A 25505-nucleotide genomic window follows, 5' to 3' on the forward strand; every position below is an offset into this window, starting at 1 on the left:
TCAGTATACTTAAGCTCACTACCAGAAGTTGGTTTGATGTGTACTGGCTTTGTGATTTTGACCAACTAATAAGAGCCTTACAATACCTGAGCTAATTTATTGCTTGCTAAATTAGCAAAATCACTGACATGTTTCTGTCCATTCTGTCCACAAATGAGTTAGCTATCTGGTTAGCTCATTTGTGAGCACCAAGCGATTCTGCCGTATCGTAATTACTAAGCAACACTACCGCTCCTGAATTTACCAAGTTCGTATAATCCTAAGCATTATCATCACCCAAAAGATCATCCGGGCGATTGCGCATTTTATGAGGTCATAAAGAGTGGTATTAACAAGGAAAGAGTAGGGGAAAAGTATTGCAGAAAAGAGTAAATTTTATAGGGTCTAACCGCAATTAGACCCTATGCAAATAATCAAAAACGATTACTTGTAGAATGCTTCTACTTTACCTTTTAGGGTAACTAGAATTGGCTGACCACGACGGTCTAGAGCTTTAGGAGATGGGATTTTGATCCAACCTTCGCTCACGCAGTATTCTTCAACGTCAAAACGCTCTTTGCCGTTAAAGATAATGCCGATTTCGTGCTCGAAACACTCAGCAACGTGGTGTGGGCTACGTGGGTTACCAGATAGGTGATCAGGTAGTTCTGGACGTGCTTGATTGTCGTTCATGATTGTGACCTGTATTTAATAAAAAGCGCGCTATTGTAGTCAATATCAGCCTTAGGCTCAAGGTATAGTGACATAAAGATTGTGGATTTTAGAATCAATTTAATACGCTGATTTTATTGAATTTATTATTTAAGCTTTAAAACAAAAAACTCATATCCAAACTCATCACCTAAATGGTTCTCATAAATATCAATTTCTTTAGCAATATCTTTGAGTGCTTGCGACTCTGGCATGGTTGGTAATAGCTCTGCTACTCGTTTTTGCAGCGGTTGCCAATAGTTTTGCCAAGACTGCTGACTAATCGAGAAGTGGTCAAGTACTTGATACCCAAGGTTTTGACACTGCTCTAAACGAGTAGGAACGGTTTGAATATCAGGGTATTCCGATAGCCAGAACGATTTATGCGTCCCCGATGGTGAGTCGGTTAGCCAAACAAGATCACTTACCACCAAAATACCATCATCTTGTAGTAGCGGTTTCCACTGCTTTAGCGCATTCTCAACCCCCATGATATAAGCACACCCTTCAGCCCAAATCAGATCAAAGCTTTTTGCCGCAAAGGGAAGAGCCGTCATTGAGGCACAAACTAGCTGAATGCGATCCTGCAGATTGTGCGCTTTTACTTTCTCGCTTAACTGGTTGATAGCCATTGGTTCATTATCAACCGCAGTAATATTACCTGAAGATAGTTCAGACAAAAGTAGGGTAGATAATCCTTTACCGCTACCAATTTCAAGGATTGCTTGTTTTTTACTCGGTATCAGAGAAAAAGCTTTACGTGTTTCGCATTCATCACCAGGCCCCCAACGTTCAAGCGTTTCAAATACCGTCATAAAGTCATTCATGTACACATCATGTTCGTTCATATCTTTTGATAACCACTTAAGTCTCAAGGCTTCTTTTTCTGTGAAACCTTGTTTTAATAACCAATTAAAATGGGCATCTGGAGCTACTTGTTGTAATGATTGGTGCCATTCTTTTTGCGAACGCTCACCCAGTAGCCCAGATAACAAAGTTCGTGCTTTGGTTTTATGTTCGATCTCTTGATCTAGCTGCGACAATCTATCGAGTAAAACCTGACGATTAAGTTTCGCTTCTAAACACGCTTGGCATTCTTTAAGGGTTAAGCCACCTGCTTGGAGCTGTTGAATCAACAATAACCGTTGTGCATCTTGCTCACTGTAACGGCGATAACCATTGCTCATACGAGAGCCCTGAATTAGGCCAATTTTTTCGTAATACAAGAGTGTGGTTCGTGAAACGCCAATAAGGGTCGCTAACTCTGAAATCAAATACATAGTGTTGTTTAAGCAATGAATCAATGACGGTAAGATAAAGTATAAAGTAATAGACAGGTCAAATACTAATGAAACGATTTGACCTGTTTTTTTGAATTAAAATAATTTTAGACCAAAGGCTGTTTTAACCGCATTGACCACTTGCTGAGATTCTTCATGTGCCTGCGCGCTACCTTGACGTAAAATATCAATCAACTGCGCTTTATCAGACATAAACAGTTCGCGGCGTTCACGGATTGGTTTAATCAGTTCTTGTAAGCACTCTTCCAGCACTTTTTTGGTTTGTCCATCACCTAAACCGCCTGCTTGATAATGGGCTTTTAATTGCGCAACCAGTGCTTTGTCGGGATGAAATGCATCAAGATAGGTAAAGACAACATTGCCTTCAATTTGGCCGGGATCTTCAATACGTAGGTGATTTGGGTCAGTAAACATGGCTTTAACCGCTTGACGGATTTCTTTTTCACTTGCTCCTAAGAAGATGCAGTTTCCCATCGACTTAGACATTTTATTTTTGCCATCTGGGCTAGGTAGGCGAGCGACATGACTGAGCAAAGGTTGGCATTCCACTAAAATGTCTTTATCCGCAATCGTATTAATTTTTCGTACAATTTCGTTGGTTTGCTCAATCATAGGTAATTGATCATCACCCACAGGAATCAACGTTGCTTTAAATGCGGTGATATCGGCAGCTTGACTGATTGGGTAGGTAAGAAAGCCAGTTGGGATAGATTGACCAAATTGCTTGGATTGAATTTCGGCTTTAACGGTTGGATTACGCTGCAAACGAGAAACAGAAACGACATTAGAGTAGAACATTGTCAGTTCAGCAAGTGCCGGAAGGGCTGACTGCAAACAGATTGTTGTTTTGGTTGGATCGATACCAACGGCGAGATAGTCAGCCATAACATTTAAGATATTAGACGCTACCTTATGAGGATTATGACCATTATCGGTTAACCCCTGCATATCTGCGATAAGAATGGTTTGTTGATATTGATGCTGTAATGCCACTCGCTGTTGAAGTGAGCCAACAAAATGACCTAAATGAAGTTGACCTGTTGCTCGGTCGCCAGTAAGAATTTTTTGTGGTTGAGATGTAACAGTCATGAACAATGTCTCCAGTAAAAAGTTATTACCGTCGGAGACTGGGGGGAGAATAAACTACTCGCATTCAAAAGAAGTCTTCCGACGGCTTCTGAAACGATAAAAGATAATCAGCGCCGCTCTATTAGTAAGAGCGCCACCATGAGCATACGTTAGATTGTGTGATGATTTTAATCTTAAGCATCGTATTTTATCTTTTGTAATAAGGTATTTTGTTATGTAGTGCTACTAGTTTTACTCTTTATAAATGGTATCGTCAATAAAATTGTTGCGACTTATTCTACAAAGGAATACATTAGAATAAGTCAGTGGAAGTCGTATCAATTTCATTTCTGATCATATCTCTCTTTTCTATATTCTTTCGATGCAATAACCATGAGAAAACCAGCATTTACTGCCGTATTTGCCCGTTGGTTCTCTGATGCGGCGGACATTCCAGACTCCATCCGTATTACAGTTCCTATGGTGGCAAGCCTTTACCTTTTTTATAGCTTTAACCTAACCGCCGCAGGCATATCGGGCTTAATTACCGGTTGGCTGGTGGGGGTACAAGGTCGTGATTTACCGTACCTAAAACGATTTCAAATATTATCACTTTCAACTGTCTTTACTGGGGTTGCCACAGTATTGGCCTATGCGGTGTTTGCCAATACATTACTTAGTGCCATTACCTTGTGTTCCATTGCTGTTGTTTATGGCTTGATGTCCAATCAACGACCTCATATTCGTCTTTTCAGCTATAACTTTGGTTTCACCTATATTATGGCGATCCACTTTGCATCAACAGGTGTGCCACAGTGGGCGACTTTAGGGGCGAACATTTTTGCCGGTTGTGGGGTGATTTTTACTTCTCTCATGCTGTGGCCATTTTTCCGTGGTCGTATTTTGCAAAAGCACATTGATGGGGTGCATATTGCGCTAGTTGATTGGCTCAATAGTCTTCACTACGATCTTGATATCAATACCTTAGCGACTAGACGACAAGACTTTTACGATAAAGCACATAAGCTTGCGTATTTTAGCAATTCTATTACTTCAGCCAAAAAAGAGCAGAAAGTGAAAAGTGATTTGCAGCGTAAGCTTGATGTGTCGGAGTACATCATCAGTTTAGAGCGTTTGATGCACTCTAATATTGATAGTCATACCAAATCATTACTGACCGAGTGGATTCGAGAAGCGGCAAACCAATTGTCTCAAGGTTTGATGATCTCGGCTAAATTCCCACAGCTGAAGATTGAAAACAGTCACTATATTTACGATTTAACAGAACGTATTAAATACTGTTATAACCACCAAGATGAGACGATTGAAGCATTGAGCGATAACATCTATCTGTTCAAAGGCGACTTTAGAGCTTTTCTGCATGACTTCTCTCTTGCCATAAAACCGCATTCAAAAGAGTGGAAGCATGGGTTTAAAATCGCAATGACGCTCGCGGTTACTCAGTTCTTAACTTATTTCTATAAGATCCCTCAAGGTTACTGGATCTCATTAACCGCCTTTATTGTTATGTTGACCTCATCAATGGGGGTAACCAATAATCGCATGTGGTATCGTTTTTATGGTACTGCACTTGGCGGGGTATACAGTTTCGTCTGTTTATACTTCTTTAAAGATCAGTATTTGATGTTACTTACTGCTATTTCGGTCTTTTTTGCGTTTACGACATATCACAAAGAACGCTACGACATTCATGTATTTTGGTTAACATCAATGATTGTCTTTGCGGTGAGATTGCTGATGCCAGAAGACATTTATCTATCGGCATATCGAGTGATAGATACGTTATTTGGTGTGACGATTGCGTTTTCGGTGAACTACTTTATTGCGCCAAACTGGACGATGAAGAGCATCGATAAATATGTTTCGGCCATGTTTAAATCTCAGATTTTCTACATTGCAGGATTGAATAAACCGCAGTGGGAGCAAAAAGTGAGTTTGTATCAGACTCAAAATCACTACTACGCTATGAAAACAGAGATTATGAACCTGCTAAAAGAGCCTAACCTTAGCCCTCGAACATCGAAAGACTGGATGAGTTTGCTGGCACTACTGCGCCGCCTTAATGGTTCTTTATTATTGGCAAGTAAGGTTGGTGTGCGTTCTATGAAGCATCATGATTTAAGTCAGCGTTGGATTCATCAAGTACAGTGGTTAGAGCAGACATTCCCGCATCGCTGTTCTCAAGGGGATTTGCCGCCATATCATAATGAACCTCAGCAACCACATAATGATTTAATTTGTGAGTTAATAGAGCATGATATCAAGCAGCTAGAGCAGTGGATGTTATATCAACGCGCTTATGTGATTGAGTAATATTTACTGAGTTATCTGAAATAAAAAGACCCCCAATAATTGGTGTCCAACTATTGGGGGGGGTTTTATCGGTTCAATTCGCGATTAGTGGAATGGATACCAAAATAGAGTGGTGTCGTGATAGCGCTTGATAAAGCCAAGTACCAGAACCAAAGCAATGATAGCAATTACAATATAATCATTGGTTTTCATTGGTTTTAAACTGTACCAAGTACGGCGCTTGTTACGACCAAAACCACGAAGAGTCATCGCATTTGAAATAACATCAGCGCGATCTAGGCTTGAGAAAATCAAAGGCCCAAGAATTTTTGCAACGTTCTTAATTCGAACCATCACTGGCGCATTTTTAGAAATATCCACCCCGCGTGCCTGTTGCGCATGCATGATATTGGTGAAATCTTTCATTACTTCTGGCAAATAACGCAGTGTTAAGCTCACAGCATAAGAGACACGGTACGGCACACCTAATTTGTTTAAGCTTGCTGAAAACTCTGTTGGATGCGTTGTAAAGACAAATACCAGCGCAATTGGGAACATACTGAAATATTTTAGCGTAACCGTTAGTAAGTAAAATAGTGTTTCAGCCGTAATGTCATAGTGCCCAAATAGCGGCACTAATACCGTTTTGCTACCCATGTAATCTGTACCTTGATTTGGCGCAATCAAGAACATAAAGAGGGCATTCATCATCAAGACGACCAGCGTACCGATCAATAGTGGCTTATAAACACTAAACGGAACTTTACTCATTTTTAGTAGAGCAAGACCTAGAACGATCAAACCACAAATGATTCGAAGATCAAAAGTGATAAGAACCATGGTTACCCAGCTCATAAAGAGAATGAACTTTGTAATACCGTTGAGTTGATGCAGGATAGAACCTGTATTGATATAGCTAATACCAAATTTAAACTTGTTGGATTTCATTATTGTTTTGTTCTTGCTTCGTGTTCAATAAAGCAACGAATGAAGTTATCGATGCGTTCAATACCCATAGCTTGTGCTAAAGAATACAGGCTGGTGACAGTTAAGTTCGCTTTATCTAAAAGCTCTGGTTGGCTAAATACCGAATTTACTGCTTCATCAGCCAGTAGTTCACTGTCACAAATAACAACTGCTCGATCGGTATATTCCAATACGAGGTGCATGTCGTGTGACACAATCATAATCGTAATGCCAAGTTTTTGATTTAGCTCTTTAACGAACTCCATCATCATGGTGTAGTGATGGTAGTCTTGACCTGCTGTTGGCTCATCAAGAATTAACAGTTCAGGCTCTAACACTAAAATGGTTGCAATGGTTACGCGCTTTTTCTGGCCATAACTTAGCGCATCAATAGGCCAGTCGCGGTATCGACCTAAGCCGCAGAGTTCTAACATAGCGTAGACTTTCTCTTCGACTATCTCTTCTGCCATACCACGGTTACGCAAACCTGATGCTACTTCATCAAAAATCATATGGTGAGAGATCATATGATTTGGGTTTTGCATAACAACACCGATACGTTGGCTTCGTTCAAAAATAGTGCTGTTTGTTAGATCTTCACCATTTAAACAAATTGTGCCTTGGTCTGGTTCTAATACGCCCATAATTAAACGCGTAAGAGTCGATTTACCTGAACCATTTTTTCCAAGAACGGCAACAAATTCCCCTTTATGAACATCAAAGCTAACGTTTTGTAGCGTCTGACGTTCACCATCGTAAGAGTAGGCGAGATTATTCAGAGACAGCAGAACCTCTTGTGAAGTCTGATGCTCTGGTAATTTGGCTTGAGTAAACCAGTGTTCTACTTGTGGTTTAAACTTCTCAAGTGGCATTTGATTAAAGTAAGCAGGATTATCTTGTTCGGTGATATCACAACCCGCTTCTTTCAATGCGGTTAAATATAGTGGCTCACGAATACCATGCTCGGCAAGAAGTGAACTAGCTAGAAGTTGGTTAGGTGTTAGATCCGCAACAATCTCACCACGCTCCATCATAATGATACGATCAACAGGGCGGTGTAGCACGTCTTCTAAACGGTGCTCAATTATGATAACGGTTTTGCCTGTTTTCTGATGCAGATCATCAATGATTTCAATGGCTGCTTTTCCGGTTTTAGGGTCAAGGCTAGCTAAAGGTTCATCAAATAGCAGAATCTCAACATCATCAACCATCACACCTGCTAAGGATACGCGCTGCTTTTGTCCACCACTAAGATCAAACGGTGACAGATCGATAATCGAGGTCAGATCCATCATATCAGCGGTTGCTTGCACAATGTCATGCATCTCTTTTTGCTCGATCATCTGGTTTTCAAGCACAAAAGCGATGTCTTCACCCACACTTAAGCCAACAAATTGTCCGTCAGTATCTTGTAATACTGTTCCCACCATACTGGTGCAATCGTCTAATTTTAGCTTCTGAGTATCTTGACCATTAATTGTCAATGTACCGCTACAATCACCTTTGATAGCGTGGGGAATTAAGCCGTTAAGACATTGGCCAAGTGTTGATTTACCACTACCACTTGGACCTACGATCACGATTTTCTCACCTTTATTAATGGTGAGGTTAATGTTCTTAAGTGTTGGTTTCTCAAGCGCCCAATACTTAAACGTAAAATTATCGAAAACGATAGACATGATCAGTAAGCCTCTTTGAGGTTGAAGCTGCGCTGCTTACGTTTAGCAACTGAAGTCAAAATAAAATGGCCAACAATGGCAATAAGGATAGTGTTACCTGCTGCGATAATAGTGACCTGAGCTAATACTTTTGTTAGTGGCTCAGCATAAAGCAGATAATCTAAGAATGCAGATGTTCCGTAGCCGATGGTATTACCTAAAAAGGCTAAGAGTACAAACAGTGCGAAATCCCATTTGGTGAATTTGCCCATTTCTAGGCGGCCACGAGTGATTTTTGGGTATAGGCCGATGATCAAGCCAACAATGCCTGAGCCTAACACCCAAGTGAACCAAACACCCCATCCAGCGAAGAGGTCGGTTACCCAGTGGCCAATAAATCCAACTAAGAACCCAACTAGAGGGCCAAAAAGAACACCAAATAACGCTAATACCGCCATAGCAGGCTTTAACGTAGTATTTGCAAAAACGGGAATACCAAACATTGGCAGGCCACCGATACCATAAAGAGCAGCACCGATAGCAATAAGAACAACCGTTTTAGCCGACAGACTCATAACTTAACCTTTGTAAACTCGATACCTGCATGGTTTTGATTGCAGGTTTGCATTGGGTTCGCGCTTTTATGGCCGATAGTATTGGCACCGTTTGGTAACCTTACTGATGAGCTTTTTCAACAGTTTGTTGTTTAAAACTCAACGCGAATAATCCTTTATTGGCAAGAGCAGCAGAGGTTAATGTTTCATCATGAACGATAAGACGGAGCATAGAAACGGGATATAACCATAAAGCGGCGGCAATAATACATGAAGAATGACAGGAAAGGAACGCTTTACTTCTAGACGTCTAAAGAATAATCAACCTATTTTAAAATTAGTTAAATAAGGTGCGAAATGAAAAGGTTAGCCCATTACTGATGTGATCTTAGTGCCAGAATAATTTAAATATGAAAAATGACTTTTTATGCAAAATGTGGTCAGGTTTTTGCTCGTAATGGATAGAGATAGGGCATTCTTGCATAGTTAGAGAAAAAACTGATGAGATATTGAATTTTCTGCTTTATTTTTATCAGCCTATGGTAAATACTGCTGCTACGCGGGTTTTATTTCGAAGCGTGCAAAAAAACATAAAAGTAGGAAGTGTCAAGTCTTAACTTAGTGCGAAAATTTGCGCTATGACGCAATATGCGTATGTGCTCAAACCTCAAGTTAGGGTAGAATTGACCATAAGTAGTAGTTAGCAATCGCTATCCCGCCTTATTGGCAGGGTGCAGAGCCAAATCATATTGGAGATACAGTTTGATAAATGTATTCCTTGTAGATGATCACGAACTGGTTCGCACAGGGATCCGACGTCTTCTTGAAGATGTCCGTGGTATTAAAGTGGTAGGGGAAGCCGACAGTGGTGAAGATGCCGTAAAATGGTGCCGTGCAAATCATGCCGATATCATTCTTATGGATATGAATATGCCAGGTATCGGTGGTCTTGAGGCTACCCGAAAAATTTTACGTTTTAATCCTGATGTAAAGATCATCGTGTTGACTGTTCATACAGAAAACCCATTCCCAACGAAAGTTATGCAGGCGGGAGCTTCTGGTTATTTAACCAAAGGTGCCGGACCTGACGAAATGGTGAATGCAATTCGTATGGTTAATAGTGGACAACGATATATTTCTCCAGAGATCGCTCAGCAGATGGCACTTAGCCAGTTTGCATCGAATTCTGAAAATCCATTTAAGGATCTCTCGGAGCGTGAATTGCAGATCATGATGATGATAACCAAGGGACAAAAAGTGACTGACATTTCAGAGCAGTTAAGTTTGAGTCCAAAGACAGTAAACAGCTATCGTTACCGTCTATTTAATAAATTGGATATCAGTGGTGATGTGGAATTAACGCACCTTGCTATCCGTCATGGTATGTTAGACACAGAGACGTTGTAGTGTCAGAAGAAGCATTAGAAGATAAAGGTTTTGATTCTAAAAGCTTCCTTAAAACAGTAACTCATCAGCCAGGCGTGTACCGTATGTATAACGCCTCTGATGAGGTTATCTATGTTGGTAAAGCTAAAGATCTCAAAAAACGCCTTTCCAGTTATTTCCGTACTAATGTTGCCGGGGAAAAAACTCGAGCATTAGTTAAGAATATTCATAAAGTCGATGTTACTGTGACCCACACAGAGACAGAGGCTCTTATCCTTGAACATAATTACATCAAGCAATATCTTCCTAAGTACAATGTACTGTTGCGTGATGATAAATCTTATCCTTACATATTCCTGAGTCATCATCAGCATCCTCGGCTGTCGATGCATCGTGGCGTGAAGCGTCGTAAAGGGGAGTATTTCGGGCCTTATCCAGATGCGGGTGCGGTTCGTGAAAGTTTGCATTTAATGCAGAAAATTTTCCCGGTTCGCCAATGTGAAGATTCCGTTTATGCTAACCGTAGTCGTCCATGTTTGATGTATCAAATTGGTCGATGCTCAGCGCCTTGTGTAAAAGGTTACATCTCTGATGAGGACTATCAAGGTCAGGTTCAACTTGCTCGTTTATTCTTACAAGGTAAGGATCGGCAAGTGATCGCTATGCTGGTAGAAAAAATGGAAACCGCTAGCCAGAACCTAGACTTTGAAAAAGCAGCGGTATATCGCGATCAGATTCAAGCTTTGCGTCGAGTACAAGAACAGCAATTTGTTAGCCATGATACCGAAGACGATCTGGATGTGGTGGGTATCGCCCATGAAAATGGTATGGCGTGTATTCATGCGTTGTATATTCGCCAAGGTAAGATTCTTGGTAGTCGCAGTTATTTCCCCAAAATGCCAGCCGATGTTGAGTTAACTGAAGTATTATCGAGCTTTGTTACTCAGTTCTATCTAAATCAAGCTGAAGGCCGTGTGATTCCTACCAACATTATTTTAAGTGAAGACTTAGGTGATGAAACTGCGGTGATCTCTGACACTTTATCTCAGCTTGCTGGGCGTAAGGTTGTCTTCAAATACCATCCACGGGGTAATCGAGCTCGTTATTTAAAATTAGCGCAGACAAATGCGAAAACAGCACTAACGAGTAAGCTTAACCATAAAATGACAATTCAAGAACGTTTCTTTGAATTACAGCAGGCATTATCGTTAAAGCCTATTTCTCGTATGGAATGTTTCGATATTAGTCATACTATGGGTGAGAAAACAGTGGCATCTTGTGTGGTCTTTAATCAAGATGGTCCATATAAACCTGATTATCGTCGATACAATATCACTGGAATTACAGGCGGCGATGATTACGCGGCGATGGCTCAAGTTCTTGAACGCCGTTATGGTAAGCAGATGGAGCTCGACAAAATTCCAGACATTATTTTCATTGATGGTGGTAGAGGTCAGCTTTCAAGAGCGTATGATGTTGTTAAGCCCTATATGGAAGACTGGCCTAAGAGACCACTAATGATTGGTGTGGCAAAAGGCACAACACGTAAGCCTGGTCTTGAAACGCTTATTTTTATTACTGGTGAAGAGTTTTCATTACCGAGTGATTCGCCTGCTTTACATCTGATTCAGCATATTCGTGATGAGAGTCATAACCATGCGATCAGTGGTCACCGAGCTCAACGAGCAAAAGTACGTAAACGCAGTGCTTTGGAAGATATTGAAGGTGTTGGCCCTAAACGTCGTCAAGCGTTACTGAAATACATGGGGGGGCTGCAAGAGCTCAAACGAGCAAGTAAGGAAGAAATTGCTAAAGTTCCAGGGATCAGTTTGGCTCTAGCAGAAAAAATAGTCGATGCTTTGCATCATAGTTAGCATAGCTGCGCTAATGAAATGAAATAGATAACATAGCTAGGTGTAATTTAAACTGGCTATGTTACTATGAGACATCACTGGTGCTCTGTGAATTTTTTATCATAAGAATAAAGATTATGCGTTTATCAATTCCAAATATTTTGAGTTTCGTCCGACTTATACTTATCCCATTTTTTGTTATTGCCTTTTATTTGCCGTATGAGTGGTCACCCTTTGCTACCGCATTGATTTTCTTTATTGCGGGTGTAACCGATTGGTTTGATGGCTATCTGGCTCGTCGTCTAAATCAGACTACGCGTTTTGGTGCCTTTATTGACCCTGTTGCGGATAAGTTAATGGTTGCAACGGCATTAGTGCTGGTGGTTGAACATTATCACTCGGTTTGGGTTACCATTCCTGCTGTGACTATGATTGGTCGAGAAATCATTATTTCAGCACTTCGTGAGTGGATGGCGGAAATTGGTAAACGTGCTAGTGTGGCAGTGTCTTGGGTCGGTAAAGTAAAAACGGCTTCTCAGATGTTTGCTTTGCTAATGCTATTATGGCGTCCTTATGAGTGGACAGTGTGGCTGGGTTACATTTCCCTTTATGCTGCTATGGTGTTGACGTATTGGTCGATGATTCAATACCTATTGGCTGCAAAAGATGATTTACTTGATGAAAGGCATCATCAGTAATATTCGGTAATATATAGATAGTTACTGATCAGAATGAATAAACGGCATGGTATAGCAATATACGGTGCCGTTTTTTTTGGGGGCATGATAAAAGAATAGGGGAGTACCGCAATTGTATTTTCTTATTGGACTTTGTTTTCTCACTAGTTTTCTTTCTTAACCTTTTCTTTATCGTTGCTATTTCGAGCGACCTTGGTTCGATTTTTATATCGATGTGACGGAAAATAACCAATTGAAAGAAAAGTGAGAATTTTTAATTGACTCAGTCTGTAAAATCAGTAAATTACATCCCGTACCGCAGCGATGAGTCGTTGCGAAGACAAGTTTGAGGCGCGTTGGCAGAGTGGCTATGCAGCGGATTGCAAATCCGTGGACCTCGGTTCGACTCCGGGACGCGCCTCCATTTGCGACACTAGCTCAGTTGGTAGAGCGCAACCTTGCCAAGGTTGAGGTCACGAGTTCGAACCTCGTGTGTCGCTCCAAATTTAACGATGCGGCAAAAAGCGGTATCGAAGATGGTGTTAACCAAACACATCGTTAAAAACGAATTGTGTGCCCTGGTGGTGGAATTGGTAGACACAAGGGATTTAAAATCCCTCGGCGTTCGCGCTGTGCCGGTTCAAGTCCGGCCCGGGGCACCATCTTATTCTTTGTAAGTAAAGAAATGCGACACTAGCTCAGTTGGTAGAGCGCAACCTTGCCAAGGTTGAGGTCACGCCTAGTTCTTCAAAAGATCAGGAACCTCGTGTGTCGCTCCAAAGGCGCGTTGGCAGAGTGGCTATGCAGCGGATTGCAAATCCGTGGACCTCGGTTCGACTCCGGGACGCGCCTCCATAATTTAACGGTACGGCAAAAAGCGGTATCGAAGATGGTGTTAACCAAACACGTCGTTAAAAACGAATTGTGTGCCCTGGTGGTGGAATTGGTAGACACAAGGGATTTAAAATCCCTCGGCGTTCGCGCTGTGCCGGTTCAAGTCCGGCCCGGGGCACCATCTTATTCTTTGTAAGTAAAGAAATGCGACACTAGCTCAGTTGGTAGAGCGCAACCTTGCCAAGGTTGAGGTCACGAGTTCGAACCTCGTGTGTCGCTCCAAAGGCGCGTTGGCAGAGTGGCTATGCAGCGGATTGCAAATCCGTGGACCTCGGTTCGACTCCGGGACGCGCCTCCATAATTTAACGGTACGGCAAAAAGCGGTATCGAAGATGGTGTTAACCAAACACGTCGTTAAAAACGAATTGTGTGCCCTGGTGGTGGAATTGGTAGACACAAGGGATTTAAAATCCCTCGGCGTTCGCGCTGTGCCGGTTCAAGTCCGGCCCGGGGCACCATCTTATTATTTGTAAGTAAAGAAATGGCGCGTTGGCAGAGTGGCTATGCAGCGGATTGCAAATCCGTGGACCTCGGTTCGACTCCGGGACGCGCCTCCATTTGCGACACTAGCTCAGTTGGTAGAGCGCAACCTTGCCAAGGTTGAGGTCACGCCTAGTTCCTCGAAGATCAGGAACCTCGTGTGTCGCTCCAAATTTAACGATACGGCAAAAAGCGGTATCGAAGATGGTGTTAACCAAACACATCGTTAAAAGCGAATTGTGTGCCCTGGTGGTGGAATTGGTAGACACAAGGGATTTAAAATCCCTCGGCGTTCGCGCTGTGCCGGTTCAAGTCCGGCCCGGGGCACCATCTTATTCTTTGTAAGTAAAGAAATGCGACACTAGCTCAGTTGGTAGAGCGCAACCTTGCCAAGGTTGAGGTCACGAGTTCGAACCTCGTGTGTCGCTCCAAAGGCGCGTTGGCAGAGTGGCTATGCAGCGGATTGCAAATCCGTGGACCTCGGTTCGACTCCGGGACGCGCCTCCATAATTTAACGATATGGCAAAAAGCGGTATCGAAGATGGTGTTAACCAAACACATCGTTAAAAACGAATTGTGTGCCCTGGTGGTGGAATTGGTAGACACAAGGGATTTAAAATCCCTCGGCGTTCGCGCTGTGCCGGTTCAAGTCCGGCCCGGGGCACCATCTTATTCTTTGTAAGTAAAGAAATGGCGCGTTGGCAGAGTGGCTATGCAGCGGATTGCAAATCCGTGGACCTCGGTTCGACTCCGGGACGCGCCTCCATTCTCATTGAGAATATAAAGCCCGAGTGGTGAAATTGGTATACACGACGGATTCAAAATCCGTTTCCTTCGGGAGTGTCGGTTCAAGTCCGACCTCGGGCACCAATTCAAATAATAAAGCCTCAGCTAACGCTGGGGCTTTGTTGTTTCTAGCTTAATCAAAAACTTAGTCCTGTCTTTTTCTGGTCAACTTCCTGTCCCATTCCGTAAAACAGCCGTTCCTGCTCATATCCGGTCATGTTGAAAATTCATAGCCGATTACTGTCCTGCAAATTCCAACATAATCTAACACTTTTTAAGACGTTTAAATGTCCATATCTGGTACGGCAAGAGTTTTATGGGTAGTGATGTGTCAGTTTTTAACTTAATTATGTACTTATCAAAATGAAGATATCATTCAATGACATCTTCATTTTATATAAGAAGCATTCTTATTATTTACATTGAGAATTTACTATGTTTAAAAAGTCATTATTAGTAACTAATTGGGTCATCGAGTCTCTTGATGCAAATGCTAACATTCGATTAACTTTGGGAAGACTGAATAAACTTTGATCATGGAACCCATCAATTCTCTTTTTAAAAAGATCTTGTTCTTTATTAGATAGGGTGTATGTAATATCTACGTTGGTATTTCCTGTCATAACATTAAATTTTGCAGAATGAATGATCGCATTTAATGTACATGGTGATTTTTGGGATGATAACTCAACTTCTGTTAGAGCGTTGTTTATTTCAGCCTTTACTATATCACTAATTTTTTCAGCAAAGAGTAAGCCTGGAGTTGAACCGTCAGCGTGACAAGGTAAGCATCCTGTACTAGAAATGGTATTAGGGCTTATGCCTATTGGTGGTTGATAGTCTATATTTTTCAGTTTTATTTCAGGGATATTTTTAGTTGATTGAATAGGCGGATACGCAGATGTGGTTGTTAAATCATATTGTTGTGGTGACATAGCACAACCTGAAAGGGTAAAGACTAATGGTATAAGTACTTTTTTCATATTTTACTTCAATGCGATTGGGCTTTTAGCGTATATGATACTTGTTTATGATTGGTTATGGAAATTATAGGTAAGTGTTTACATAAACTTCTGACAGTTTGATACCTATCATTACCGTAATAACATTAACTTCAAACCCATATTACTTCTTTGATTTTGCTACCTAAATTGGAGTTAGCATGAAAAAGAAGTTTAAATTTACTGCCATTAACCTTAAATCGTTACTTTGTAACCCAATTGATTCACCTTCAACATACCAAAAGTAACCAATAATCCGCATGTCTTTCCAAAAGATAGGAAAGCCTATTTATCGCCCTTACTATGCATTTAAAGCAGAAATTACAACGCATAGCACTTAAGTATAAATAGGGATATTTAATGTTGTATTGATTAAATATCAATGAGTTAGTTGTAATAATTTACCGTTAGCTACTTAATATTATTTACCTAGTTGCATTACCATACATTGATATAGTCAGTTAAGTTCTATTTTAGCCTCAAATGAAATACTTTGCTATGTAACCCATTGCCTATAAGTATTTTTTTGCGTATCATAAGCAAAAAATGACTGGCATATGCCTTTACAGTATTGTTCGATTATTGGTATGAAAATGAATAAAAAATTTAAATTGTCTGCTTTAGCTGCTTGTACGTTAGTACTATTTGGTTGTAATTCTAATAACTCTAATAACTCTAATTCTGTACAAGATCAGAGCAGTTCGGTAAAAGATTTTGAAATCTTATCAAATAAAATTGAACTAAAAAAAGAAAATAAATATTGTAAAGATAATGGTATTTTGATCGAATTTGGTGAAGATAAAAATAAATCTAACAAATTAGATAAGGATGAAGTTCAAGATAGTCGTTATGTTTGTGATGGTGAAGGAGTAGTCAAACAAGGTGATAATAAAGTTACTTTAAAAAAAGCTTTAGTAGCGACATCAAATATTTTACCAAATACTTCTGAGTGTCATGGAAATGGCGGAAGAAAAATACTATTAGGCGTTGATGAAAATAGCAATAACTTGTTAGAAAAAAATGAAATTAAACATATTTATGATATGTGTAATATTCAAGAAAAAGCTGAAGAAGTTAAAATAAATAGTATTGCTTCTCAATTGGTTCAAGCCGGTTCTACTATTACGATTAAGGCAAATATTACTAATTTGCCAAAATATGCCAAAGTTGTTTGGTATGATGATAAAGGTAAGGTAGTCGGAGAAAATTTAGCATTTGAATATACAGCACCTAAAGTTGCTGGAAATTATAACTATACTATTAAAGTAGAAGATATTGGAAATAAAAAAATATTAGCTAAACAATCAGTTGTAATTAAAGTAATCCCGGTTGAAGTCCCAACTAAAACAGGCATTGTTGAGTTAAAGAACCAATCAGTATATATCCCTAGTGAATTTATACAAAAACCTCTTTCTGGTGATATTAATGGTGCTATGATTTATGCGAAGAATATTAAGCCTCTTTTAGAAGCTTATTCTTTTAAAGTCAGTGAAGTAATTTCGACTCCTAATGATAACAATGAAATGATGGGATTTGTTGCAGAAAAATCAGCAAAAGAATTAGGCGAAAATATAAACGATATTCAAGACTCATTAGTTAATAGTATTAATCAAATTACTTTTGATAATAGTTATATTACAGATTTTACAAATTTAAGTACAACTAAAGTAAGTGATGTTGAATTATCAACTGATTATGATGTTACATTAAGTTCAGGCGAAAAAACTACTGATTTAATTGAAAAAATTATAAATCAAATAGCGTTAGATAAAGATGGTGGTCAGATTAATGATCTAACACCATCAGAAGGTGAAACGTTATCTTCTGAATATAAACTAAATATGAATGTTAAGTTTAATCAGAGTACTGATAGTATCACTATGATTGTTACTCTTGTATCTAAAGAGAGTGAAAAACGTTACCAAGACATTATTGTTAAAACCACATCTGAATCTATTTCTGTTGATAAAGCTGCTGTCATTAAAAATAAAACAGACACGTTTTCTGCAAAAGTACAGACATCAAAAAGTGATTTCTTATTTGTGATTGATAACTCTGGTAGTATGGGCGATGAACAGAATAATATAAGTACGCTAACAGAAAGCTTTAAAAATACAATGCAAACTATGGGTATTGATTTTCAAGTTGCCACTATTACAACGGATACAAGTGAACTTCGAGGAAAGGGATTTACTAATGACTTTAAACAAATAACCGAAGACTTTAAGCCCGGCACTAATGGTAGTGGGATTGAAAGAGGAATTTATTTTTCAGAAAAAGCATTAAAGCCTAATGGTAGTGTTATTGATGCCGGCTATCCTCGTATTGGAGCTTCATTATCTGTGATTATTATGAGTGATGAAGAAAGTCAATATGAAAGTTACGATTGGTGGGGAGCTTCTGAAGATAGAGTAGAAGGACCATTTGACGTAAAGAACAATTTATTTGTTAAAAATGGCTATCGTGTTTATAGTATTGTCGAACCATATGATGCATATCGAAGCCAATATGATGATTTAGCTAATGAAACTAATGGTAAAACATTAAATATAAATGCTAGAGATGAATATCAAGCATTTATGGATAAAATTGCTAAAGATTCAGGAGCAATGAGTGCTGGGTATAAATTAAAATCAATAGCTTCTCAAACAGTATTATCATCTACATTAAAAGTGACCGTTGATGGAATAGAAATACCTCGCGATAGTAAAAACGGATGGCAATATTATCCTCAATCAAACTCAGTTCTCTTTTTTGGTCGCGCAATTCCAAAGGAAAACAGTAAAATTAACATTTCTTATAAGTATGTTGATGGTGTAAAAAAGAGTAAGTAATCAATCTTAATATAGCTTGAATTTAAGATTAAGATGATGACCTTTTTACCATGGTATAATCTTCTTCTTATTAATAGCTAATTTATTTAGTAATTGATCGTAATTGTAAAGGTGACTTAGGGATTCAAAATCCGTTTCCTTCGGGAGTGTCGGTTCAAGTCCGACCTCGGGCACCAATTCGAATAATAAAGCCTCAGCTAACGCTGGGGCTTTGTTGTATCTGCAGTTTCATATTTTGTATTTTGATGGGGTAGCAATGATTTCATTGTTATCTATCCCCAAATATAGACCCCCCACCAATCACAAATCAAACCCTCGCATTTTTTCAATAATCAACTCGGAGGCTCGTTGAAATACGGGGCCTTTAACGCCTTTCTGGTTGGTGAGCATTACACAGGGCCATAAAACCTCTTGTGCAGAAAATCCACTATCCTTTAATTTAGTCAGCTTATTATCAACAAAAGGCTCTGCTAAGTGGTCTGGAATGATTGCCCATGCATGAGGTGTTTGGCTTAAACACTCGACCATTAAATAGACTTCACTAAAAAGACGATAAAAAGGACTGAGAATAGTCAGTTCATCTAATTCTGCAGCGACAAAACTTTCTAATATAAACTGAGGCTTAACTTGAAGGTAAGAGCGGGTATAGGACAAGTTATGATCTACCGTATTCTTATTGATATAAAGGGAACAAGCTACTTGACCTAAAGTGAGTGCATCCAAGCCATCTTGTGGCTTAGCTCTGTGTGATAGAGCTTGTAGTGTGATATCAATTGTTTGATTATCAAGGGCGTTAATCGCTGTGGTCTTATTCTGACAGAGCCAGTGAATTTGCGATGATGGGAATTCTTTGGACAGTTGATCACTGATCTCAATAATAACCTGACGAGGGATCACAATGTCATAACTAATGGTAAGACTGTCTTCTATACCGTGGAAAAGGTTATCAGCTAAGCTTTGAATCTCTTTGTGCTGTTCGAGTAACAACTTACTGTAGTTGTATATGTTTTTGGCTTCAGGTCTCAATATGGGGAGTTTTTTCTCACGATTAAAAAGCTCAATTCCTAGCTCTATTTCTAAATAACTTACCAATTGATGTATTGATGATTTATCTTTTCTAAGTCTACGCGCCGCAGCACTGAATGATCCCGCCTCAACTACCGCAACAAACGCATCTACTTGCTCAAACGTAAACTTTTTCATCCCTGACTCTCTAAATGATTTATGTTTGGATAATCCCAACATAACAGAGATTACTTGGTGAGAAAAGTGAGCAAGAATACTTCCGAATTAAAGAAAACAACAATGTGAATAATAACGTGAAGTATGAGGGATAAGTATTAATGGACAATACATCGAAATTAGCCCCCGATGCTAGTAATGCAAAAACGGGGATAGCAAAATGGTTTAGCTTAGTTATTTTGCTGATGGCACAGGTTGGTACAATGGGTGATAACTCAGGACTATCTGTTGCCACAGCATCGTTAATTAATGAACTTGGCGCATCAGTTTCAGATATCGCTTTCGCCAATGCCATGTATCCGTTGATTGCTGGTGCCTGCATGATTGCCGGTGGGATGTTGGGCTTAATTTGGGGGTGGAAACGCCTATTCCAAGTCGGTGCTTTACTGCTTTGTTTAGCAGAAGTCATTGCTGCTTATACCGATAACATCCAAGTTTTTATTTTTGCCGCTCGCAGTTTATCAGGTTTTGGCGCAAGCTTTTTAATTCCAGCTGTACTTGGTTTGATCGTGGGAATTTATACCGATACCAAAGATCGAGCTATTGCATTTGGTGCCGTTGCAGCAGCAGTAGGAGTAGCAAATACGGCTGCACCATTAGTATTTGGCTTTTTGATTGATAAATTTGATTATCGTGTCGCTTTTGAAGCTCTAGCTATTTATTTTGGTGTAGTTTTTGTTTTAGGTTTTGCATTAGAAAAAATTGAAAAACCAACCGTAAAAATTAAGTTTGATTTTGTTGGTACGATTTTAGTATCGATTGGCTTACTTGCTGTGATCGTTGGTTTACTTAAAATATCGGAGTGGGGATTGATCTCACCATTATCACCAAGTTTCCATATTTTAGGTATCAGTCCTGCTCTGCCACTAGTTTTATTTGGTATTGCTGTTCTACTTATTTTTCTTAAATGGGAAAATCAATTTGAGATAAAAAATGGTGCATGTTTGATGCCGCAATCCTTTATTAAGACACCTCAGTTACGAGATGGATTATATATGTGTGGTATGGTCTTTTTTGTCTTAGGTGCTTATATTTTAATTGGTATTACCTATTGTCAATTAGTAGCAGGATACAGCGCAACAGATACTGCAGTATTGTTAATGGTGTTCTCTACCGGAATGTTGATTACCTCATTGGCTACTCCAACTAAGTTTGCTCATGTATCTTGTCGTAAATTGTGCATGATTGGTATTGGATTTTGCGTTCTTGCCGCAATTTCTGGAGCTTTAGGAACAGAGCTTGATTCCGTTAATATGATTTTCTTTGGTTCAGCACTCTTTACGGGTCTTGGCTGTGGTGTTATTGCTTCACAAGCTTCATTAATTGTGACGGCAGCAGTAAACCAACGAGATGCAACCCAATCGGGTGGTGTGCAGGCTACGTCCCGTAATATTGGCCAAACCATTGGTATTGCGGTATTAGGCAGTGTATTGATGTTCTCTTTAACTAATATGGTTAAATCCGATGCTGCTAATAGCGATTTGATCAGTGTCCAAACCAAGCAGCAAGTAGAGCAAATTGCATCAATTCCATTTTTAAGTGATAAAGATTTTACTCAATTGGTTGAAACAAATATCACCGAAAAACAAGACTATCCTGTATTAATTGATATTAATCGTGAAGCTCGTAAATCTGCTGCGCAATTATCATGGTTAGTATTAGCTGCAATGTGTTTTATTAGTATCTTCACTTTAACAAAAAACATTCCTAATTATTCATTATCCAAAAAGTCATAACAGAGGGATTTACTATGTGTACTCAAATTTCAATTAAAACATTAAAAAATGATATTATTACTGGTCGTACTAATGAGTTTGGGCAATATTATCGTAACAATGTGAGTTTTTTCCCGCGTAACTATGATGTGCCAAACTTTGCTATTGGTAAAAGTACTAAATTAAGAAAAGCCAAATATGCCGTCATCGGATGTAACATTGGTGAGCTATTTGGTGAAGCGGCATCTGGCCTTGAATTTTTAAGTGATGGTTTTAATGAAGAGGGGTTATCGGTTGGTGTTTTATATTATCCAAATATGGCAACCTATGAGGTAGTAACAAAAGCATCTGAAGAAATGATTGATGTATTGGCAACGCCTTATTTAATTTTGTCTCACTGTAAAACGGTTGCTGAAGCCCGTGAATATGTTGAAGCGCACCAAGGTAAATTTGTTGTACTAGCAGGTGCAGATCAACCAGGACATTTCCTATTTATTGATAGAACGGGTGATGCTGCGGTATTTGAACCGGATCAAAAGGGCCGTATTGAAATTAAACCATCAAATGGCATCATGACCAACAGTCCTCAATATGAATGGCACTTAAAGAATCTTGGTGTTTACTCAAATATCCAACAATTTGATACAGCAGATTCTGTGCTTCGTAATCTTGATGGTAGTTCTGCTCATTCTCATGGTACATGTGGTGCATTTGGCTTACCAGGCGATACATCACCAACATCTCGTTTCGTGAAAGCGAACTATTTAGCGAATGCAAGTACAAAATCGAATGTTGTCACTGCAGAAGATGGGGTATTGCGTCTACTTCGAATCTTTAATAACTTCGATATCATTCCTGGCATGGCTCTAAAACGCATACCAACAACTGCTGATGGTGAAACAGCAGCGAGTGGTGAAGTGCCTACAACAATGGTTGATAATGCGGTTGAGACTGATTTTGAAAATACGGTAGCAGCTCATACAGACCACACTATTGTAAAAGATCTAACAAATCTTAAGTTCTACTATAAAGATTGGACGAATCAGTCTATCCGTTATGTTGCATTTGAAGATTATAATCTTGATGGCAGTGAAGTGGTGACAGTAAAAATGGTAGAAGATAACGCACTTAAAGCTCAGCGTATTGTAATGAAATAGAACACCAACAATAAAGCGGTATAATTCGAATTTATACCGCTTTAAATTCCATTACAGCATAAAAAAATGTAGTTTTCCGCTCAAAATCGACTCTATGTCGATTGTTGATATCATAGATTTCGAAATTCAATCATTCTGCTTAATAATAAGCAAAATACTCAAATTCATATTTCACTTGTTGCTTATCAGCGTTAAAATACCAGCCATTCATTGGATGTCTGTGACAAACTTTTGTCGCATTGTAGTGTGGTTGGATACTAAATTGGTTCGCTTTACTAAACTTTCTCTTGCTATTGAAGTTCTTCATCATGGTCTAGCATATATCGACGATAACTTGCGCCAAGGTGTTCTGGTTTATATCGAAAGTGAAAGAGTCAATTATGACATTCCTCGCGTTAATATGCTTACTTTAGAGGGATTATCCAGTGCTTATCCATTTGTTCGCATGACCTCTCGTGTCGCTATTGATTTTTTTGGAATGACAGAGCCTGAAAAAACGAATGTTGATCATCTTCTGCCAATAGAGATACAAGTATGTACGTCAAGTGCAGATTCTGTTACTGGTTATCAGTGGCAGACGGTAGCTCGTTTTCATGAAGCGCATATTTTTGAAGCAATGGATAAATTAATCGATTGTTTAGCATCGCCTCAATATTTTGTGCAATGTGAGGAATGTAAAAGGGTTTCTCCAGTCGGTTTTGCTGCTTGTTCGTGCCAGCAGCATCTTATTCACGCCGCCTAAACTGTAGGATACCCAACTGTTTTAAGGCTTGGGTATCATAACTAATTATTTTTATTATAGTTTCTTTGTGACATCCCAATAAACGATAGCCCAGTCACGGGATGGCTTTTTGATAACTTCTCCAAGCGCTTTCTTTTTAGCAAAGTACTCCTGCAATAAAGATTGTTCAGCATCAGTCAATGAACCTAACCCTAATTTAACTTGTTGTTCTAACTCTTCATAGGTTTCGACCGTTTTCTGACTGTTTGGGTTTGTTATATAGTTCAGTTTAGGATTAATACCTAATTCATGAAGAATATTAACGGCGTAGATATAATTAGGACCTGATTTCACTTCACGTTTCAAAGCTCGAATGATCTCTGGGTCAATAAAAGAATCGTTCACTGTATGAGTGGTATAAACACGAAGTTTGGCCTGATTGTTTAGCTTAATAAGAGCCGCTTCTAAGTCTTGAACCAATGTTGATCGTGAAGCAATGGCAATATCACATTGTGGTATCTCTTGCCAAGAATCTTCCCAAGCTTTATTGATTAAGTGGATATTATCAATATGTTGTTTATCAGCACGGCTTTGACAAATTTCTAGCATTTTCGAACTGTAGTCCACGGCATAAACATCATCAAACCAATCTGCGACAGAGAGCGCAATCGATCCTGTACCACATCCCATATCAAATAATGTCTTAGCATCTGAAAAATCCATAAAATCAATAAATTGTTCGACATAATGATCTTTGGAATTTACGGCTTTCTGAGGAAGTTGTTCGGCTTTTTTATCCCAGTGTTCTGGCGGTCTTGGGGTTGGGCGAACTTGTTTGATGTGATTTTTGTATAGCGTGGAAAAGCAAATGTTATTAATACCCATAATCAGACCTTAGATGTTTAACCGATTGATATTATATCTTTTTGGAATGCTTTGTTGGTGATGAAATATGCAATCAATATACTCAATAGTGTTATCTATCTCATTTGTACATTCTGTGACGGTAAAGGCATTTTTAGGAACTTATGGTATAAACTAAACAGATAACGGGTTCATGAACAAAGGAAAGATTATGAAGATAAGAACATCTATAGTGAAAGCATCGTACTGTTCAGCATTCATCGTGTTGTTATTGTCGGGTTGTGATTCAGCAGAAAAAGCAGAACAAGCCAATTCTGGATTACCGAGTTCAATCGAAGCCCAAGATGCATTTGTTGCCGATATTGTGGCTAAACATATTTATAAAGCTGGAGAAACGCTTCCTGAAAATCCCAATGGTTATCCACCATATATTTATGGCACTGCCGATCTTAATAACAATGGCGAAGATGAAATTTTAATATTAATGCAGAATCAAGATTATTGTGGGAGTGGTGGATGTACAGGATTTGTCTTTGATAATAAAAAACAGCAGGTTGCAAAATTTACTGTTATGGATCGCCCGATACTATTAGGTAATGAGACACATTTGGGATGGCACGATATTATTGCTTACAGTAATGGAGCAATGCATACCTTACGTTATTCTGAAGATGGGTATCCACTTAATACTTCAACTGCACCTATTTTTGATTATGAAACAAAGCAAAAAGAAGCAGTGGGTTTGGCGATGAATAGTGAATATTACAAGGATAATGGTACTAATTTAGTTCCCGCTTACCAGCAGAAGATTTTTGATTGTCAGAGTTGTTATCTCTTTAGTTATGATCATCAAGATGGCAGCGATAAAATTTCATATCTTGAAGTTAACGTTGACAGTAAAAAAGTCACGCCTATAGAGGCAATAAAATAATATTTCGCTTCTTTATTAAAGTGGCATGATTGACCATTTTACCACCACTATTCTGACCTTCATTCTAGTTTCAATTTACAGAGAGAGGATTGCTCAAACTTACCGTTATACCTGGCTAAACGCTGAGCCAAAATTTAGAGTAAGTCGTCTCTTATTTGAACAACTGATGCGGTAATAAATTGTTTTATTATAAATTATAGCCTCAGCAGACGTAGGTTTTCCTGAGGCTATATTATTGATTGTTATTTACGATTTGTCCATTTACGGCTTGGTTGATCACCAATGGTGGTTTTACCAGGACAAACACGTTTTACCGGGCATTTTTTACATCCCCATATTGCTGCATAGGGACACACCGCCAGTTTCTGGTTTTGATTCTTCATGGTTAGCTCTCACATTACTTAGCAACAAGCA

19 protein-coding genes and 17 tRNA genes are annotated in these 25505 nt (G+C 39.2%); 26 read left to right on the forward strand and 10 right to left on the reverse strand.

Annotated features, from left to right (window positions below; all coding sequences use genetic code 11):
* Positions 1-423 precede the first annotated feature (423 nt).
* The 3 genes from WAX86_RS06410 to trpS all read right to left on the reverse strand — a co-directional run bounded on the left by WAX86_RS06410 (position 424) and on the right by trpS (position 3080).
* Positions 424-672, reverse strand: a complete 249-nt coding sequence (locus WAX86_RS06410; RefSeq protein WP_065172387.1) for a DUF3297 family protein — start codon at positions 670-672, stop codon at positions 424-426.
* Positions 673-797: 125 nt separating this feature from the next.
* On the reverse strand, positions 798-1970 hold the full coding sequence (locus tag WAX86_RS06415; RefSeq protein WP_341489296.1) for a MerR family transcriptional regulator: 1173 nt from the start codon (positions 1968-1970) through the stop codon (positions 798-800).
* Positions 1971-2066: 96 nt separating this feature from the next.
* Positions 2067-3080 (reverse strand): tryptophan--tRNA ligase, encoded by a 1014-nt coding sequence (gene trpS / locus WAX86_RS06420; RefSeq protein WP_068969545.1) that lies wholly within the window; start codon positions 3078-3080, stop codon positions 2067-2069.
* Between the two features lie 372 nt (positions 3081-3452).
* On the opposite strand from trpS, the gene WAX86_RS06425 reads away from it, so the two are divergent.
* Positions 3453-5393 carry an FUSC family protein gene (locus WAX86_RS06425; protein WP_109375092.1) on the forward strand — a complete coding sequence of 647 codons (1941 nt, stop codon included), beginning with the start codon at positions 3453-3455 and terminating at the stop codon, positions 5391-5393.
* Between the two features lie 84 nt (positions 5394-5477).
* Here WAX86_RS06425 and WAX86_RS06430 read toward each other — a convergent pair whose 3' ends face one another.
* From WAX86_RS06430 to WAX86_RS06440, 3 genes are read right to left on the reverse strand one after another with little or no spacing between them, the layout of a single operon-like run.
* Positions 5478-6320: an energy-coupling factor transporter transmembrane protein EcfT gene (locus WAX86_RS06430; protein ID WP_068945833.1), complete on the reverse strand. Its 843-nt coding sequence runs from the start codon at positions 6318-6320 to the stop codon at positions 5478-5480.
* Positions 6320-8017 carry a DUF3744 domain-containing protein gene (locus tag WAX86_RS06435; RefSeq protein WP_341489297.1) on the reverse strand — a complete coding sequence of 566 codons (1698 nt, stop codon included), beginning with the start codon at positions 8015-8017 and terminating at the stop codon, positions 6320-6322. Before WAX86_RS06435 ends, WAX86_RS06430 begins: the two co-directional genes overlap by 1 nt.
* A 2-nt stretch (positions 8018-8019) precedes the next feature.
* Positions 8020-8571 carry an ECF-type riboflavin transporter substrate-binding protein gene (locus WAX86_RS06440; RefSeq protein WP_005299771.1) on the reverse strand — a complete coding sequence of 184 codons (552 nt, stop codon included), beginning with the start codon at positions 8569-8571 and terminating at the stop codon, positions 8020-8022.
* A gap of 741 nt (positions 8572-9312) precedes the next feature.
* Here WAX86_RS06440 and uvrY point away from each other — a divergent pair.
* The 20 genes from uvrY (at position 9313) to WAX86_RS06540 (ending at position 14710) form a co-directional block, all read left to right on the forward strand.
* Entirely contained in the window at positions 9313-9957 is a 645-nt protein-coding gene (gene uvrY, locus WAX86_RS06445; RefSeq protein ID WP_005299769.1) for a UvrY/SirA/GacA family response regulator transcription factor, read from the forward strand.
* A complete protein-coding gene (uvrC, locus tag WAX86_RS06450; RefSeq protein ID WP_080551727.1) occupies positions 9957-11810 on the forward strand; it encodes an excinuclease ABC subunit UvrC in 1854 nt (617 codons plus the stop codon). Before uvrY ends, uvrC begins: the two co-directional genes overlap by 1 nt.
* 116 nt (positions 11811-11926) lie before the next feature.
* Positions 11927-12487 (forward strand): CDP-diacylglycerol--glycerol-3-phosphate 3-phosphatidyltransferase, encoded by a 561-nt coding sequence (gene pgsA / locus WAX86_RS06455; protein ID WP_036764014.1) that lies wholly within the window; start codon positions 11927-11929, stop codon positions 12485-12487.
* Between the two features lie 329 nt (positions 12488-12816).
* Positions 12817-12890, forward strand: a tRNA-Cys gene (locus WAX86_RS06460).
* 3 nt (positions 12891-12893) lie between these two features.
* Positions 12894-12969: transfer RNA gene (locus tag WAX86_RS06465), tRNA-Gly, on the forward strand.
* A gap of 72 nt (positions 12970-13041) precedes the next feature.
* Positions 13042-13128: transfer RNA gene (locus WAX86_RS06470), tRNA-Leu, on the forward strand.
* A 25-nt stretch (positions 13129-13153) separates the two neighbouring features.
* Positions 13154-13245 (forward strand) — tRNA-Gly (locus tag WAX86_RS06475).
* 2 nt (positions 13246-13247) lie between these two features.
* Positions 13248-13321: transfer RNA gene (locus WAX86_RS06480), tRNA-Cys, on the forward strand.
* A gap of 73 nt (positions 13322-13394) precedes the next feature.
* Positions 13395-13481, forward strand: a tRNA-Leu gene (locus tag WAX86_RS06485).
* Positions 13482-13506: 25 nt separating this feature from the next.
* Positions 13507-13582 (forward strand) — tRNA-Gly (locus WAX86_RS06490).
* A 2-nt stretch (positions 13583-13584) separates the two neighbouring features.
* Positions 13585-13658 (forward strand) — tRNA-Cys (locus tag WAX86_RS06495).
* 73 nt (positions 13659-13731) lie between these two features.
* Positions 13732-13818, forward strand: a tRNA-Leu gene (locus tag WAX86_RS06500).
* Positions 13819-13843: 25 nt separating this feature from the next.
* A tRNA-Cys gene (locus WAX86_RS06505) sits at positions 13844-13917 on the forward strand.
* Between the two features lie 3 nt (positions 13918-13920).
* Positions 13921-14011: transfer RNA gene (locus WAX86_RS06510), tRNA-Gly, on the forward strand.
* A 72-nt stretch (positions 14012-14083) separates the two neighbouring features.
* Positions 14084-14170, forward strand: a tRNA-Leu gene (locus WAX86_RS06515).
* Positions 14171-14195: 25 nt separating this feature from the next.
* A tRNA-Gly gene (locus tag WAX86_RS06520) sits at positions 14196-14271 on the forward strand.
* Positions 14272-14273: 2 nt separating this feature from the next.
* Positions 14274-14347: transfer RNA gene (locus WAX86_RS06525), tRNA-Cys, on the forward strand.
* Between the two features lie 73 nt (positions 14348-14420).
* A tRNA-Leu gene (locus WAX86_RS06530) sits at positions 14421-14507 on the forward strand.
* Between the two features lie 25 nt (positions 14508-14532).
* Positions 14533-14606 (forward strand) — tRNA-Cys (locus tag WAX86_RS06535).
* A gap of 19 nt (positions 14607-14625) precedes the next feature.
* A tRNA-Leu gene (locus tag WAX86_RS06540) sits at positions 14626-14710 on the forward strand.
* A 329-nt stretch (positions 14711-15039) separates the two neighbouring features.
* On the opposite strand, the gene WAX86_RS06545 is transcribed toward WAX86_RS06540, so the two are convergent.
* Positions 15040-15609, reverse strand: a complete 570-nt coding sequence (locus WAX86_RS06545) for a hypothetical protein (protein WP_341489298.1) — start codon at positions 15607-15609, stop codon at positions 15040-15042.
* Positions 15610-16220: 611 nt separating this feature from the next.
* On the opposite strand from WAX86_RS06545, the gene WAX86_RS06550 reads away from it, so the two are divergent.
* A complete protein-coding gene (locus tag WAX86_RS06550; protein ID WP_341489299.1) occupies positions 16221-18461 on the forward strand; it encodes a VWA domain-containing protein in 2241 nt (746 codons plus the stop codon).
* Positions 18462-18761: 300 nt separating this feature from the next.
* Here the strand turns inward: WAX86_RS06550 and WAX86_RS06555 are convergent, their stop codons facing one another.
* The gene (locus WAX86_RS06555) at positions 18762-19664 is read right to left on the reverse strand and encodes a LysR family transcriptional regulator (protein WP_239983761.1); all 903 of its coding nucleotides are present in this window, start codon (positions 19662-19664) and stop codon (positions 18762-18764) included.
* A 140-nt stretch (positions 19665-19804) separates the two neighbouring features.
* Between WAX86_RS06555 and WAX86_RS06560 the strand changes: the two genes are divergently transcribed.
* From WAX86_RS06560 to WAX86_RS06570, 3 genes are all read left to right on the forward strand, one after another.
* Positions 19805-21439, forward strand: a complete 1635-nt coding sequence (locus WAX86_RS06560) for an MFS transporter (protein ID WP_341489300.1) — start codon at positions 19805-19807, stop codon at positions 21437-21439.
* A 14-nt stretch (positions 21440-21453) separates the two neighbouring features.
* Entirely contained in the window at positions 21454-22575 is a 1122-nt protein-coding gene (locus WAX86_RS06565) for a linear amide C-N hydrolase (protein WP_341489301.1), read from the forward strand.
* 220 nt (positions 22576-22795) lie between these two features.
* Positions 22796-23317 (forward strand): hypothetical protein, encoded by a 522-nt coding sequence (locus WAX86_RS06570; protein ID WP_341489302.1) that lies wholly within the window; start codon positions 22796-22798, stop codon positions 23315-23317.
* A gap of 54 nt (positions 23318-23371) precedes the next feature.
* On the opposite strand, the gene WAX86_RS06575 is transcribed toward WAX86_RS06570, so the two are convergent.
* Entirely contained in the window at positions 23372-24181 is an 810-nt protein-coding gene (locus tag WAX86_RS06575; protein WP_068969240.1) for a class I SAM-dependent methyltransferase, read from the reverse strand.
* A 190-nt stretch (positions 24182-24371) separates the two neighbouring features.
* Here WAX86_RS06575 and WAX86_RS06580 point away from each other — a divergent pair, with 190 nt between their 5' ends.
* The gene (locus WAX86_RS06580) at positions 24372-25091 is read left to right on the forward strand and encodes a hypothetical protein (RefSeq protein WP_341489303.1); all 720 of its coding nucleotides are present in this window, start codon (positions 24372-24374) and stop codon (positions 25089-25091) included.
* Positions 25092-25333: 242 nt separating this feature from the next.
* Here the strand turns inward: WAX86_RS06580 and WAX86_RS06585 are convergent, their stop codons facing one another.
* On the reverse strand, positions 25334-25474 hold the full coding sequence (locus tag WAX86_RS06585) for a hypothetical protein (protein WP_165001252.1): 141 nt from the start codon (positions 25472-25474) through the stop codon (positions 25334-25336).
* Positions 25475-25505: the final 31 nt, after the last annotated feature.

Origin of the sequence: Photobacterium damselae subsp. damselae (assembly GCF_038086725.1) — a bacterium.
Lineage (GTDB): Bacteria > Pseudomonadota > Gammaproteobacteria > Enterobacterales > Vibrionaceae > Photobacterium > Photobacterium damselae.